This window comes from Lysinibacillus sp. NPDC094403, assembly GCF_050278745.1.
In the GTDB taxonomy this organism is placed as follows: Bacteria; Bacillota; Bacilli; order Bacillales_A; family Planococcaceae; genus Lysinibacillus.
The window spans coordinates 680,122-695,799 of the sequence record NZ_JBNNTL010000001.1 but is presented as its reverse complement, the minus strand read 5'-3'; the positions used below and the strand labels follow the sequence as shown (position 1 = coordinate 695,799).

The following is a 15,678-nucleotide window of genomic DNA, read 5'->3' as shown; positions in this document are numbered from 1 at the left end:
ATAAGTTATTCGTTATTGATTAAGACGCCTTTAGACTTACCTTCATATTTTAGAAAAGCGATAACTGATTAGCATCAGGCATTCCTTCTAAACAACCCAATTGATCCATGTATTCTATTAATGTCTTGGATACTCGACCTCGTTGCTGTAAATCTTCTTTCGATAAAAATTCTCCGTCCTCACGCGCTGCAACAATTTGTTTAGCAACGTTCGTACCAAGTCCAGGAATCGCATCAAATGGTGGAATTAAAGAGTTCCCATCAATGATAAATTCACTAGCCTGTGAACGATATAAGTCCACCTTCTGGAAGCTCATACCGCGCTCACACATTTCAAGTGCTAGTTCCATTACAGTTAATAGGTTTTTTTCTTTTGTTGAAGCATCCAAGCCCTTCATATTGATTTCATCAATTTTTGCACGAATCATTTGCGGACCCTGTACCATGGCAATTAAATCAAAATCATCTGCACGGACTGTGAAATACGCTGCATAATAAAGAATCGGGAAATGCACCTTAAACCATGCAATACGAACTGCCATTAGCACGTAAGCTGCAGCATGGGCTTTCGGGAACATATATTTAATCTTCTTACATGATTCGATATACCAGCCTGGTACATTATTCGCTAGCATATCCGCTTCGAATTCTTCAGATAAACCTTTCCCTTTACGCACGGACTCCATAATTTTAAACGCCAGTGACGGTTCTAGCCCTTGATAAATTAAATACACCATAATATCGTCACGACAGCCAATTACTTCTTTCAGTACACATGTACCATTTTGAATTAACTCTTGCGCGTTACCAAGCCATACGTCTGTTCCGTGTGAAAGTCCTGAAATTTGTACGAGCTCTGAGAATGTTGATGGCTTTGTATCTTCAAGCATTTGGCGTACAAAGCGGGTACCGAACTCAGGAATGCCAAGTGTTCCAGTCTTACAGCCAATTTGTTTTTCTGTTACGCCTAAAGATTCAGGGGAACTAAAGATTTTCATAACGACTGGATCATCTGTTGGAATAGTTTTTGGATCTATTCCTGATAAATCCTGTAACATCCGAATCACAGTCGGATCATCGTGCCCAAGAATATCAAGCTTTAAAATATTATCGTGAATGGAATGGAAATCAAAGTGCGTTGTACGCCATTCTGCATCCTGTGCATCCGCAGGAAATTGCACTGGTGAGAAGTCGAAAATATCCATATAGTCTGGTACTACGATAATCCCCCCAGGGTGCTGTCCTGTTGTACGTTTTACACCTGTACAGCCTTGCACTAATCGATCTACCTCAGCACCGCGGAAATGTAGGTTGTTATCATTTGCATAGCCCTTTACATAGCCATACGCTGTTTTTTCTGCGACTGTACCGATTGTCCCGGCACGATATACATAATCTTCACCGAATAGTACCTTCGTGTAGTTATGAGCTTGTGGTTGATATTCCCCAGAAAAGTTCAAATCGATATCAGGTACCTTATCTCCTTTAAAGCCCAGGAACGTTTCGAATGGGATATCCTGACCATCCTTTTTATATGGTGTTCCACATTCTGTACAATCTTTATTTGGTAAGTCATAGCCTGAGCTTACTGAACCATCATCAAAAAACTCGGAATGCTTACAATTTGGACAAATATAATGTGGTGGAAGTGGATTTACTTCAGTAATCTCCATAAAGGTCGCCACTAATGAAGATCCAACAGATCCACGGGAACCTACTAAATAGCCATCAGCTAATGATTTTTTCACAAGCTTTGCAGAAATTAAATAAATTACTCCGAAACCATGGCCTAAAATTGACTTTAATTCCTTTTCAATTCGGGCCTTCACGATTTCTGGTAGCTCTTCTCCGTATATACTGTGTCCCATTTCATAGGTTAAATTTGTGACCTCATCATCTGAGCCTTCAATTTTTGGTGTATATAAATCATCTTTAATTGGCTTAACATCACCAATCATATCTGCAACTTTTTGAGAGTTAGTGACAACTACTTCCTTCGCAAGATCCGGTCCTAAAAAATCAAATTCTTTAAGCATTTCATCAGTCGTTCTAAAATGAACTTCAGGTAGCTTCGATCTATTTAAAATGTTTGCGCCACCTTGAGAGCCAATTAGAATTTGTCTGAACATCCCATCTGTCGGATCTAAGTAATGGACATTGCCGGTTGCTACAACTGGTTTATCCATCTTCTTCCCTAGCTTTACTAACTTGCGAATAATATCTTCAAGTGTCCATTCATCACGTATGACATTGCGCTCAATTAACGGTGCATACACTGCCTTTGGTTGAACTTCAATATAATCATAAAATCTCGCAACTTGCTCCGCTTCCTCTGGGGATTTATTCATCATCGTCTCAAATAATTCACCATTATTACAACCTGATCCGACTAATAAACCTTCTCTATATTGCTCTAGAACCGCTCGTGTTACGCGAGGTACACGATAGAAAGTTTTTGTATGGGAGTGGGTGACTAATTTAAATAAATTTTTTAGTCCAGCATTATCTACCGCTAATATTGTGCAGTGCATTGGTCGTCCCTTTTTATAAGCATCTCCGCCACCAACATGCTTATTAAAGTCGTCGTGGTATTTAATTTCTAATTCATCTGCATCTTTTAACAGCTGTAAAAGTAAATAACCCGTTGCCTCTGTATCATATATAGCCCGGTGATGCTGGGTTAATTCAATATTGAATTTTTTACAAAGTGTATTTAAACGATGGTTTTTCATCGTTGGATAAAGCATTCTCGCAAGCTCCAGCGTATCAATAACTGGATGAATCGTTCCCTCTAGCCCGAACTTTTTATAGCCTGTGTATAAAAAGCCCATATCAAACGATGCATTATGGGCTACTACTATGCCATCTCCGATAAATGCATGGAACTCCTTAATGACTTGCTCCACTTCTGGTGCGTTACGTACCATATCATCTGTAATACCTGTCAGTTCAATGGTCGTTGCTGAAAGGGGATGATGTGGATTGGCAAAGCTTTCGTATTTATCTATAACATTTCCATCTTGAATTTTAACCGCGGCAAGCTCAATGATAGTATCGTAAGCAGTAGAGAGACCTGTCGTCTCTACGTCAAACACGACATAGGTAGTATCAGCTAAAAATCGGTGCTCAGGTGCATAAGCAATCGGTACACCATCATCAACTAAATTAGCTTCCAAGCCATAAATAACTTTTATTCCATGCTTTTTCCCCGCTGCATAGGCCTCTGGGAAGGATTGTACAACAGCATGGTCGGTAATAGCCACGGCTGGATGACCCCACTTTGCAGCCTGCTCAACGAGTCTACCAACTGGTGTCACAGCATCCATTTGACTCATTGGTGTATGAAGATGTAGCTCCACCCGTTTTTCGCCTTCTGGTGCGTGGTCCTGACGTGTTGCTTTTTTTATTTCATTGATATCATTTGCCATAACGATTAAATCACGAATGAATGTGTCAGTTTGTACAGAGCCTCGGACTTTTACCCACATGCCTTTTTTCAAATGCTTCATAAGTTCCGCATCATCATTATCACGTGAGAACATTTTTACTACTATAGAATCCGTATAGTCGGTAATTTTAATTTGTAATAAAGAGCGACCACTTTTCAGCTCCCTAATTTCCGTATCAAAAACAAAACCTTCTATGATAACACGACGTTCTTCCTCAACAATGCGTTTAATTTCCATTGTTTCATCATCTTTAATTAACATACCAAGTTGGAATGGTCGGTCGCCAAGGTTCGCAATAGCTGGATTTTCTTTCTTCTCTTGCTCACGTTTTTGATAATCTTGTATCGCTTGCTGAGCTAAAGCTGCTTCCTCTAAACGTCTCTGTTCCATGAAAGCTTCCTGTGCCGCAATCATTTCTTCCGTTTGATCTTGAAGCACAAAATCTATCACAATCTGTGGGAAGCCAAATTGGCTATAGCTTTCGGAAAGCTTTTCTGCATACTTTGTTTTCAGCATCATAAATTCCATTTCTTGCATGCAAGATAAAGTGATTTTTTGCCCATTCCACATAGGCATTTGCGATGCTAGACAATGTTTTAAAGGTGGCGCCATCTCATCTATTTGTTCTACTACTGTTAGCCAATATTGTTGGACAAGTTCTTCCGTAACATTTTTCTCTACCGTATCAAAAGTTGTGTGGATTTGAGCGATAGATGAAAATTTTTCAGTCAAACGAGTACGAAAAAGTTGGTATAGTGGAAAAGGAAGTACATCTCGTAATTTAATAGAAAAATTCCATAGCCTGTTCTTTTTGTGCACAGTTAGTCGTGATAATTCGCCTTCCTCAAAGAAGGACATATACACATCATCTGTTAACTCTAGTTGTTGCAAGAGCATTTGAAATCTCGTTCTTGCTTCTTGTTGCTGTTCCAATCTATTGACACCTACTTTCAAAAAGAGGCAGTCTTAAAGCCCCTTGTTTTATTTCCTCACCAACGTTTACGAATCAAAGAAAAAATTCGCTCCCTTTCCGCGGGCGACCGTCAAGCCTCACAAATCCTAAACATCTATGAATTCATGCTTGGCTCGCTGTCCCCGAGAAGTGGCGCGAATCTTTTATCTATTTAATGCCATTTTCATCCTTTTTGGGACAAGCATTTCTAAAGGAAATTAATTTTGACGGAAAAATTCATTTAAGCGATCAATGACCTCTTCTTTTTTCCATTCGAACGTTTCACCTGTTTGACGGAATTTCACTTCAACAATACCTTCAGTTGCTTTTTTACCTACTGTTACACGGACAGGTAAGCCAATTAAATCAGCATCCGCGAATTTAACCCCAGCGCGCTCAGCACGATCATCAAATAACACATCATAACGGTATGATTTCAATAAGCCATATAACTCATCAGCTAATGCAACCTGTGTTTCATCCTTTGTATTAACAGGTACAACATGGATATCATAAGGAGCTAATTGTGTTGGCCAAACAAAACCATTTTCATCTTGGAAATGCTCTGCAACAGCAGCTAAAATACGTGATACACCAATACCATAGCATCCCATGATAAATGGCTGTGCCTTACCTTGCTCGTCTAAGAATGTACCATTCATTTTTGCAGAGTAAGTTGTTCCTAATTTGAAAATATGACCAACTTCGATACCTTCTGCAAATTTGATAATACCTTGTCCATCTGGAGATGGATCACCCTCTTGAATAAAACGAATATCTAAGTATTCATTCACTGCAAAATCACGCTCTGGGTTAACGTTTACTAAGTGGAACCCATCCTCATTCGCACCAGCTACACCGTTACGAATCGACTTAATAGCATTGTCAGCTACTACTTTTATGTCTACTGGTAATTTAACAGGTCCGATTGAACCAACTCCACAGCCTAATAAGTCACGAATCGCCGCTTCACTAGCAAGTTCAACAGAACCAGCATCAAGCGCATTCTTCAGTTTGATATCATTAATTTCATGATCTCCACGAGCAAGAACAACAACTAATTCACCGTCAACGTCAAACACTAAAGATTTAATAACATTTGAAGGCTCAACATTTAAGAAAGCTGATACTTCTTCGATTGTTTTTTGATCTGGTGTTGCCACTTTTTCATAGCCAATTAATGCTTCATCTGATGGCTGATAGTCTACAAGAACTTCTGCCATTTCAATGTTCGCAGCATATTCAGACGTGTCAGAGTACGCAATTGTATCTTCTCCAATTTCAGAAAGAACCATAAATTCATGTGTACCTTTCCCACCGATTGAGCCTGCATCTGCAATAACTGCACGATAATTTAAACCAAGACGAGAGAAAATATTTGAATAAGCACGATACATATCATCATATGTTTCATCTAAGCTTTCACGTGACGCATGGAAAGAGTATGCATCTTTCATAATAAACTCTCTGCCTCGAAGTAAACCAAAGCGTGGACGTTTTTCATCACGGAATTTAGTTTGAATTTGATAAAGTGTTATCGGTAATTTTTTATATGATTTAATTTCATCGCGTACTAAAGTTGTAATGACTTCTTCATGTGTTGGCCCTAATGCAAAATCTCGATTATGACGGTCCTTCAAACGCATTAATTCTGGACCATATTTTTCCCAGCGTCCTGATTCCTGCCAAAGTTCCGCAGATTGTAATGAAGGCATTAAAAGCTCAATTGAATTGATTGCTTCCATCTCTTCACGAATAATATTTTCTATTTTTGTTAACACACGTTTTGCAAGCGGTAAATACGAGTATACCCCACTTGTATTTTGACGAATAAACCCTGCACGTAGTAATTGTTTATGTGATTTTACCTCTGCATCAGCAGGTATTTCACGTAGCGTTGGGATAAATGTTTTACTTTGCTTCATTCAGTGTTCCACCTTTTTTAATAGATAAGTTTTATACTCTAATTAGCATAAACAAATTTAGCTTTGAACGCAATGTTTCAAAAGAATTGCGCTCAAAGCTATGTTTTTTCAATCAATTTTCACCTTGGCATAATTGCCAGGGCTTCTTCTAAATATGTTTTCTTGAAAAACTTAACTTAACTTAACTTAACTTAACTTAACTTAACTCATTTGGTTAAAAGAAAAATCTTTGTATATCGTTCCATGTAACTACGACCATTAAGATCATCAATAGTACGATACCTACAAAATGCACAAGACCCTCTTTTTGACGATCAATTGGTTTACCTCTTACTGCTTCGAAGCCAAAGAATAATAGACGACCACCGTCAAGTGCTGGAAGCGGTAGTAAGTTCATAATTCCAAGGTTAATACTTAACATCGCAGCCCAATTCATTAAATTTATGAATCCATATTGAGCTACCTGCTCTGTCGCTTTATAAATTCCTACTGGACCTGATAGAGCATCTATAGTAAACTTACCAGTAATTAACATTCCGAGCAATTCAAATATTCGAGCAGTCATATTATAGGTTTCTTGAGCGCCATAAACAACAGCCTTTAATGGATTAAATTCACGCGGACTCTCATACTTAACCCCAATTTGACCATGTTTTTCATCATTTTGTACTATTTCTTTAACCTTCATATTTAGGTTAACTTGCTGACCATTTCGATCAACTGTTACAGTGATATTTTCACCTGGGTGATCTTGTACAAAAGCAGCTAAATCTTGCCATTTTTCAACTACTTGTCCGTCGATGGCAGTTACTCTATCTCCTGCAAGCATCCCTGCTTGTGCAGCTGGATCATTTTCTACTACTTCTGTAATGATTGGTTCATACGTAGGCACACCATGAATTAATCCAATTAGCAAATAAATAACAAAAGCTAATATAAAGTTAAATAATGGGCCTGCAAAGATTGTCATAGCTCGTTGACCGACTGTTTTAGCGTTAAATTGACGATCATACGGTGCAATTAACGTTTCTTTACCGTTTTCTACGAGAATACAATCTCTTGCAACACTATAACGAACTAATTTTTCTTCTTCATCATAGCCTTCTACAAACAATTCTTTTTCTAAATCGGCACGCTCAACTTCTAAAAATAATAAATCTGGTAATTGCTTATTATTTTGATTGAAAATAATTTTCTTCACCACATTATCTTCATCTACAATAAGCCCTACGCGGTAGCCCGGCTGTAATTCGGTGCCATCCATGTCCTCACCAGCCATACGAACGTATCCACCAATCGGCAATAAACGTACCGTGTAGATTGTTTCACCATGTGTTCTCCAATAAATTTTTGGTCCCATACCAATGGCGAATTCTCGAACCATGATTCCCGCGCGTTTCGCAAACAAGAAGTGACCGAATTCATGGAAGAATACGAGTAGGCCAAATATTAAAATAAATGCAATAGCTGTTTGCATAATACCCCACCTTTTAAAGCGAATAGTTAACGATATCTTCTCTTTTTATTTTACCATGTCTAACACTGTTTTTCTTGTTTCACTGTCCACATGCAAAATTGTTTGCAAATCTGGCACTACTATGTTGTTATGTGCTTGCATTACACGCTCAATCGTTTCGTCAATTTCAAGGAATGTTATTTTCCCTTGTAAAAATGCCGCAACTGCCGCTTCATTCGCTGCATTCATTGCTGTTAAAATTGTACCGCCTGTGCGCCCAGCCTCATATGCTAGTCGCAATGCCGGATAACGTTCAAAATCCATTTCTTTAAAATGTAACTGACCAATTTGTGCTAAATTAAGTCGTTGTCCATTATGCAGCGGCATACGATCAGGGTAGCTTAATGCATATTGGATAGGTACACGCATGTCCGGCGTACCTAGCTGTGCAATGACACTAGTATCATGATACTCAACTAGGGAGTGAATAATACTTTCTCTATGCAAAAGTACATCAATTTTTTCATAAGGCATATTAAATAAGACATGTGCTTCAATGACTTCTAGTCCTTTATTCATCATTGTAGCTGAATCTATCGTAATTTTCGCACCCATTGACCAGTTCGGGTGATTTAGTGCATCTGCAACCGTTACATGCTTCAATTCCTCGCGTGTTTTGTCACGGAAGCTACCACCAGAAGCTGTAATAATTAGACGTTCAATATTTTTCGGATTCTCACCATTCATCGATTGGAAAATCGCAGAATGCTCACTATCAACCGGCAAAATGGTTGCATTGTATTTCTTGGCCTCTGCCATCACTAAATGTCCAGCGGTTACAAGTGTTTCTTTATTGGCAATGGCAATTGTTTTGCCCATGCGAATTGCAGCTAATGTCGATTCTAGTCCAACACTTCCAAGAACCGCATTTACAAGCACTGTCGAATCAGGATGTGTAGCGACCTCTACAAGCCCTTTCGCGCCAAACGTAAAGTGTACTTGTGGATATTCCTTAGCGAGCATAATTGCATCTTCTTCTAATTGAACAGATACAAGCTCTGGCTTTAAAGTTTCAATCATTTCACGAGTTTTTTCGATATTTTTTCCTGAAGAAAATGCCACTAAATGAAAGGCATCGCGTTGTTCTTTCAAAATATCATAGGTTTGCCAACCGATTGAACCAGTTGCACCAAGTAAACTAATTTTTTTCACGACAAATTGTCCCCTTTTTCTATCTCAGCAAATGATATAGCACAATTATTATCACTCTGTTTAGAGGAAAATGCTATTGTTATGACACATCACCATAACATAGAGTTGATTTCGGTTCCGACTGAACGCTATTGTTCCTAGTTACCAAAAAGATGTAAAAAATGCAGTAAAGGCACGACGAATAATAGACTATCAAAGCGATCTAAAATACCGCCATGCCCAGGTAAAATATTGCCTGAATCCTTTACGTCAAAATGACGCTTGATAGCCGATTCCACTAAATCGCCCATTTGACCGATAATTGACGCAAAGATTGTGATGAAAATAAGTGAGACATAACCATTCGCAAATGGATAAATCGCCTGCATCCCTACAGCAAAGATTACTGCAATGACAATTCCCCCAATAAAACCTTCCACGGTCTTCTTCGGTGAAATTTCTGGCCATAACTTATTTTTCCCTAGTTTTCTTCCAACAAAATAGGCACCTGAGTCAGTTGTCCAAACTACAAGTAAACAATATACAACAAACTCTAAACCATAACTTCGTGTTTCGATTAAGTAATGGAAGCCTAACCCTACATAAAACGCACCTAATAAAATAAAAGCAACTTCATCGAATGTAATTTTATTTTTTACAAGTACTACGTATATGAGCAATAGCATCATTAGACCATACACAACCATTAAATCGGAGGAATAGCCAATTGCATCTACTACCTTATTCGACCAGTTCGTTGGTATTACAAGTAATATTAATGTTAGTAACCCTAAAAATCCAGGTATTGAAAAAAGTGAAATACCTTTCATTTTTAGTATTTCATAAAAGCCGACAACAGCCATTGCAAGCACAAGTATTGTAAATGGCACTTTTCCATAAATAACAAATGGAATAAATAGCGCTGCTGCAATTATTGCTGTGATAATTCGTTGTTTCAAGTTGTTTCTTCTCCCTTCAACCCACCGTAACGGCGATTACGTTTCTGGTAGTTTTCCACCGCTTCCAGTAAGTTTTCCTTACTAAAATCTGGCCACAATGTATCTGTAAACCAAAATTCTGTATAGGCGAGCTGCCATAACATAAAGTTGCTTAATCGCACTTCTCCGCTTGTACGAATTAATAAATCTGGCTCTGGCAGATGAGCTGTCATTAAATGAGATGTCAAGCATTCTTCTGATATGTCTTGCATCGTTAATTGACCGTCCTGCACCTTTTGAAGCATTGTTTTCATGGCACTAACCATTTCCGAACGACTTCCATAATTCAGAGCAAAATTTAAAATTAATCCTGTATTATGTTTCGTCTCCTCCATTGCCTCATACAACGCTTTTTGCGTATGTGCTGGTAATAAAGATGGATCTCCAATCATTTCAACACGTACATTGCGTTCCATCATTTCAGGTAAAAAGGAACCTAAAAATTCTACAGGTAAACGCATTAGGAAATCGACCTCTGGTTTTGGTCGCTTCCAATTTTCTGTAGAGAACGCGTACACCGTTAAAACTTTAATCCCTAAATCTGACGCAAATCTAGTTACCTTTCGTACCGTCTTCATACCTTCATGGTGCCCAGCAACACGTGGCATGGCACGTTTCTTTGCCCAACGTCCATTTCCGTCCATAATAATCGCTACATGGGCAGGAATCGGCTCGTTTTTAGCAAGGGCAACACGTTCCTCCAATGATAGTGAATCCATATTTATTTGTTTACCTAATAGCTTTTTAAACATGCTAACTCCCCCACTACAACTAATCGGACGTATACTAACCTATCATAACAAACAAAAGCGCTTTTTGTCTTTTTTTTCCCTCTAAATTGACTATGTATGAACTAGCTTGTTTTAGAACTATACACATTTTAGGCTTATCACCATAACTTGTCGGAATGAAAATTAACTTTTCTTAAGACATCCCAACCTTCGGTAATGCACTCTTTTATAAAGAAGGGCTTTTAAAGCTTTTATCACGCCCATTAAACTTTAGGTTAAAAGGGGTGATTCCCTTATTTCGTTCAATCTTCTATAATATATTACGCTTCACTTAAAGAACAGTTCCTCTTAATCTTAAAAGAAAGCAAAAATAGATGAAAGATATTTTCTCTAAAACAATTAAAGTTTAGTGTATGCTTTTACATAATAATTTAATAGTAAAGAGAAAAGACGTCCTGTTATTTATAGGACGCCTTCATCTCATCAAAAAGTTCCATCATAGGTATGCAAAATGAATTGCTTACACTTCTAGAATTTCTTTTTCTTTATCTTTCGTTACCTGATCTACTTTTACAATGAATTCATCCGTTAATTTTTGAATATCTTCACCGTAGCCACGTAGATCATCCTCTGTGATTTCGCCAGCTTTTTCAAGTTTTTTCAGATCATCATTGGCATCGCGACGAACATTACGCACAGCGATTTTTGCATCCTCTGCTTCTTTTTTCACTTGCTTCACAAGATCTTTACGACGTTCTTCTGTTAAAGCAGGAATCATTAAACGAATGACAGATCCATCATTTGTTGGAGTAATACCAATATCTGATTTCATAATTGCTTTTTCGATTTCACCTAAAATTGTTTTATCGTAAGGTGTAATAACTAATAAACGCGCTTCTGGTACCGAAACACCTCCAAGCTGATTAATCGGTGTTGGTGCACCATAATAATCAACCGTAATGCGATCTAATAGAGAAGCATTTGCACGACCTGCACGGATTGAAGCTAGTTCACGTGAAAAAGCGGCAATTGTTTTGTTCATTTTTTCTTTAGCTTGTTCTAAAACTTGTTTAGCCATTATACATTCCTCCTAACAACTGTTCCAATTTTCTCGCCTTGTACGGCACGTTTAATATTACCTGGTTCCATAATTGAGAAGACAATTAGTGGAATATCGTTATCCATACATAAAGTAGAAGCTGTTGAATCCATTACTTGTAAGCCTTGTTGAATAACGTCTAAGTATGTGAGTGTATCATATTTAACGGCAGTTGCATCTACTTTCGGATCTGCAGAATAAACACCATCTACATTATTTTTTGCCATTAAAATCGCATCTGCGTCGATTTCAGCTGCTCGTAACGCAGCTGTAGTATCAGTAGAGAAGAATGGGTTACCTGTACCTGCCGCAAAAATTACTACACGTTTTTTCTCTAGATGACGAACTGCTTTACGGCGGATATATGGCTCTGCTACTTGTGTCATAACAATAGAAGATTGCACACGCGTTTCAATCCCTAATTTCTCCAGTGCATCTTGTAACGCTAAAGAGTTCATAACCGTTGCTAGCATACCCATATAGTCGGCCGCTGCACGATCCATCCCCATTTCGCTACCGATTTTTCCACGCCATATATTACCGCCACCTACAACAACAGCAACTTCTACATCAAGATCTACTACTTCTTTTACTTCTTCTGCAACAGCCTTGATTATTTTTGGTGATAAACCGAAGCCCGCTTCTCCAGCTAACGCTTCACCACTTAATTTGATAACTACTCGTTTATATTGTGGCACACTCATTGTAAACCTCCGTCAGACTTTATTTAAAACATCTCTTTTCCTTTTCCATTATAGTATAAATAACAATAATTGCTAGTTACGAATAAGGCAGAATAGGAAATTATATGGCTCATCACCATAACCTGTGGTTGATTTTCCGTTCCGGCTGGGCCGCTTTCCTAGGGACGTTCAGCCTTTACTCCAATCAACTTATATACATAGCATGCATTTTAACAAATGTCATCAACAACTTTTGGTGATGAACCAATTATATCTTTTTTTCGCTCTTTTCGGAAAAATAGGGAACACGCTATGTTGTGTTCCCCATTTTTTGTCTAGAAAATCTAGATATTATTTGATTAGGATCAAATACAAGCTAAATTAGTTACCTTTAACTTGGCTCATTACTTCTTCAGCAAAGTTATCTTCACGTTTTTCGATACCTTCACCTACAGCGTAACGTACGAAGCCATTTACTGAACCGCCAGTTGAAACAACGAAGTCACGTACTTTTTGATCAGAGTTTTTAACGAATGTTTGGTCAAGTAAGCAAACATCTTCGAAGTATTTACCAAGACGACCTTCAACCATTTTTGCTACGATGTTTTCTGGTTTACCTTCGTTAAGAGCTTGTTCAGTTAATACTTTACGCTCACGTTCAACCTCTTCTGCAGAAACTTCATCACGAGAAACATAAGTTGGGTTAATAGCTGCGATGTGCATAGCAACATCTTTTGCAGCAGATGCATCTGAAGAACCTTCTAAAGTTACTAATACACCGATACGGCCACCCATGTGTAAGTAAGAACCGAATGCATCTGCATCAGTTTTTGTTTTCACTTCGAAACGACGAAGAGTGATTTTTTCACCGATTGTTGCAATTGCTGTTGAAATTTGGTCAACAACTTTTACACCTTCAGCATTTGCAATCTCTAATGCAGCTTCAATTGATGCAGGTTTAGCAGCAAGTAATTGTTCAGCTAATGAAGCAACTAATACTTGGAATTTATCGTTTTTAGAAACGAAGTCAGTTTCAGCATTTACTTCAAGGATGATTGCTTCGTTACCATTTTCTAAAATGTAAGTTGTACCTTCTGCAGCGATACGGTCAGCTTTTTTAGCAGCTGAAGAAAGACCTTTTTCACGTAGGAAATCGATTGCAGCATCTAAATCGCCATCAGTTTGTACTAACGCTTTTTTACAATCCATCATTCCAGCGCCAGTTTTTTCGCGTAATTCTTTTACTAATTGTGCAGTAATGTTTGCCATTTAGTGTTTCCTCCTCAAATTGGTTGTGCAAATTTTAGTGATAGGTTCTAAAAAAGGTGATAAGGGTTTTGAGCCACTTATCACCTTTTTGTAAACGTGAATTACTCAGCAGCAGCTTCTACAGCTGGAGCTTCCTCTTCACCTTGTTTTGACTCGATTAAAGCGTCAGCCATTTTAGCAGTTAAAAGTTTAACAGCGCGAATAGCATCATCATTAGCAGGGATTACGTAGTCGATTTCATCTGGATCACAGTTTGTATCAACAATACCTACTAGAGGGATGTTTAATTTAATAGCTTCTGCAACAGCAATACGCTCTTTACGTGGGTCAACCACGAACATTACGTCTGGAAGTGCGTGCATATCACGGATACCGCCTAAGAATTTGATTAGACGTTCGTGTTCTTTTTTAAGTTGGATTACTTCTTTTTTAGGTAGAACTTCGAAAGTTCCATCTTCTTCCATTTTTTCGATTGCTTTCATACGTGCAACACGTTTTTGAATAGTACCGAAGTTTGTAAGAGTACCACCTAACCAACGTTGGTTGATGTAGTAGTTGCCTGAACGTTCAGCTTCATCTTTGATCGCTTCTTGTGCTTGTTTTTTCGTACCAACGAAAAGAACTTTACCACCGTCTTGACCAACTTGACGCATGAAGTCATAAGCTTCCTCTAATTTTTTAACAGTTTTTTGTAAGTCGATGATGTAGATCCCGTTACGCTCAACGAAGATATATTTCTTCATTTTTGGGTTCCAACGACGAGTTTGGTGACCGAAATGTACACCAGCTTCAAGTAATTGTTTCATAGAAATTACTGACATGTGTATTTCCTCCTAGTATGTTTGGTTTTTATCCTCCGCATTTATCACTTGCAACAAGCTACCCTAAGCTTAGAGCACCACTTACTACATCAAAATGCGTGTGTATTAATAACACCATTTGCAACTATATCATAGCTTTATCCCATTCGCAACAGTTTTAGTGATGAAATTTCAATAAAAGCTCGATTTCTGTTTTTCCTTTTTGAAGCTGCTTTGCAATTTCTTCCGGTGTTTTACCTTGTTTCGCTAATTCAACAACTTGTTGCTCTATTGTTAATGGCTTCGCTTCTTCCTTTTTAGTTGCATCAGTTGGTTGCTGGGCTGAATGTACCATCTTAGTTTCAGTTTTTGCCCTAGTTTGCTGCTGACGTGAATAAGCATTAGCTACGATATTTTTGGGCACATAAATACGCGTTTCATTATCTAAATTAATAGAACCGTCTACAGGACTTTCTTCCTTCGTCAGAGAAGGCAGTTGTTCCTGTTCCTTTTGTCTTATGATCTGCTCTCCCTGTTTCACAGCATTCATTTGAGTTTCAGACTTTGAAGCTCTTTGCAGCTCTTGAATTAAGCGATCATTTTCATCTTTCATATCAGCTAAATAGACACTGATGGTGTCATCCATTTCACGCATTAAACGCTCCTGTTTTTTTTCTAAGTCCTTAAATTTTGCTAGCTTCGTATTTAAAATGATAAGGAAATAAAATGAAAGTAGCTGTAAAAAAAATAGAACCGCAATTAGTATGGTTGTCATAGTAATCTCCTATCCACTAAAATCCACGAAATTCCCTTTAAACGGATGCTGCGCCTGCTTTTCTTGCTTCTCGTTATCCTTGTTTTTCTTTTTTCGAGTACCTTTTATATACTCGCCACCTGCTTCTTCATCTTCACTAATCTCATCCATACCCTCTGAAGTATTCACAACTTTTTGCTTGCGTTCTGTTTCTTTTTTTAACGCTTCATTTGCATGTGCTTGCTGAGCCAAAGTTTGTTGATGTGCCTGATCAGCCATTTTTCCTGCTTCAAATGTTTTTGGAATAGCTATTTGTAATTCGACACCTTTTAAACTCATGTGACTCCCTCCTTCAATGATGTGTATAAAGGA

12 protein-coding genes are annotated in these 15,678 nt (G+C 38.1%); all 12 read right to left on the bottom strand.

Features of this window, described 5'->3' with window-relative positions:
• Positions 1-49: 49 nt before the first annotated feature.
• Complete coding sequence (locus ACQKMV_RS03120; protein ID WP_427502313.1) at positions 50-4,381, bottom strand: PolC-type DNA polymerase III; 4,332 nt, start codon at positions 4,379-4,381, stop codon at positions 50-52.
• A 237-nt stretch (positions 4,382-4,618) separates the two neighbouring features.
• On the bottom strand, positions 4,619-6,325 hold the full coding sequence (locus tag ACQKMV_RS03115) for a proline--tRNA ligase (protein WP_427502312.1): 1,707 nt from the start codon (positions 6,323-6,325) through the stop codon (positions 4,619-4,621).
• Positions 6,326-6,539: 214 nt separating this feature from the next.
• Positions 6,540-7,802, bottom strand: coding sequence for an RIP metalloprotease RseP (gene rseP / locus ACQKMV_RS03110; protein ID WP_427502311.1), 1,263 nt, complete (start codon positions 7,800-7,802; stop codon positions 6,540-6,542).
• A gap of 45 nt (positions 7,803-7,847) precedes the next feature.
• Positions 7,848-8,993, bottom strand: coding sequence for a 1-deoxy-D-xylulose-5-phosphate reductoisomerase (dxr, locus tag ACQKMV_RS03105; protein WP_427502310.1), 1,146 nt, complete (start codon positions 8,991-8,993; stop codon positions 7,848-7,850).
• A 137-nt stretch (positions 8,994-9,130) separates the two neighbouring features.
• On the bottom strand, positions 9,131-9,931 hold the full coding sequence (locus tag ACQKMV_RS03100; protein WP_427423819.1) for a phosphatidate cytidylyltransferase: 801 nt from the start codon (positions 9,929-9,931) through the stop codon (positions 9,131-9,133).
• Positions 9,928-10,722, bottom strand: coding sequence for an isoprenyl transferase (locus ACQKMV_RS03095; protein WP_427502309.1), 795 nt, complete (start codon positions 10,720-10,722; stop codon positions 9,928-9,930). The genes ACQKMV_RS03100 and ACQKMV_RS03095 overlap by 4 nt, the downstream gene beginning before the upstream one ends.
• A 499-nt stretch (positions 10,723-11,221) precedes the next feature.
• Positions 11,222-11,779 (bottom strand): ribosome recycling factor, encoded by a 558-nt coding sequence (frr, locus tag ACQKMV_RS03090; protein WP_100543915.1) that lies wholly within the window; start codon positions 11,777-11,779, stop codon positions 11,222-11,224.
• A complete protein-coding gene (gene pyrH, locus ACQKMV_RS03085) occupies positions 11,779-12,504 on the bottom strand; it encodes a UMP kinase (protein WP_427423817.1) in 726 nt (241 codons plus the stop codon). The genes frr and pyrH overlap by 1 nt, the downstream gene beginning before the upstream one ends.
• A 360-nt stretch (positions 12,505-12,864) precedes the next feature.
• Positions 12,865-13,752: a translation elongation factor Ts gene (tsf, locus tag ACQKMV_RS03080; RefSeq protein ID WP_427502308.1), complete on the bottom strand. Its 888-nt coding sequence runs from the start codon at positions 13,750-13,752 to the stop codon at positions 12,865-12,867.
• A gap of 101 nt (positions 13,753-13,853) precedes the next feature.
• Entirely contained in the window at positions 13,854-14,573 is a 720-nt protein-coding gene (gene rpsB / locus ACQKMV_RS03075; RefSeq protein WP_049668466.1) for a 30S ribosomal protein S2, read from the bottom strand.
• Between the two features lie 157 nt (positions 14,574-14,730).
• On the bottom strand, positions 14,731-15,327 hold the full coding sequence (locus ACQKMV_RS03070) for a hypothetical protein (protein ID WP_427502307.1): 597 nt from the start codon (positions 15,325-15,327) through the stop codon (positions 14,731-14,733).
• A gap of 9 nt (positions 15,328-15,336) precedes the next feature.
• The gene (locus ACQKMV_RS03065) at positions 15,337-15,645 is read right to left on the bottom strand and encodes an RNA polymerase subunit sigma (RefSeq protein WP_427423814.1); all 309 of its coding nucleotides are present in this window, start codon (positions 15,643-15,645) and stop codon (positions 15,337-15,339) included.
• Positions 15,646-15,678 lie beyond the last annotated feature (33 nt).